We start from the raw sequence: 392 nt of genomic DNA on the forward strand, positions 1-392 counted from the left end.
TGTTACGTAATCATAAACTGGCAAAAAGTATTTCTGATGTCTCTTGGTCTCGTTTTGTGACGCAATTACAATATAAGGCTGATTGGTACGGACGGAAAATCATTAAGGTAGACAAATGGTTTCCATCTAGTCAAATCTGTTCGAAATGTGGTCACAAAGACGGCAAGAAGTCTCTTGAAATCCGAGAATGGACTTGTCCTGTTTGTCGTACACATCATGATCGAGATATCAATGCCAGTATAAATATCTTGAACGAAGGTCTAAGAATAATGGCATTAGCTTAAGTAGCATCAAGAACCGTAGGAACTACGGGGATAGCTTGGTAAATAAGAGACAGCGCTGTTAGTAAAGAAATAAACTATCAAGTACGCTCTATTCCCAAGAAGCTCCCA

General features: G+C 39.0%; 1 protein-coding gene. It reads left to right on the forward strand.

All coding sequences use genetic code 11. The annotated features are described in order from the left end of the window. On the forward strand, positions 1 to 284 hold a 284-nt coding region (locus TP70_RS10440), incomplete at its 5' end, for an RNA-guided endonuclease TnpB family protein (RefSeq protein ID WP_044361510.1). Positions 285 to 392: the final 108 nt, after the last annotated feature.

Origin of the sequence: Staphylococcus microti (assembly GCF_000934465.1) — a bacterium.
GTDB classification, from domain to species: domain Bacteria; phylum Bacillota; class Bacilli; order Staphylococcales; family Staphylococcaceae; genus Staphylococcus; species Staphylococcus microti.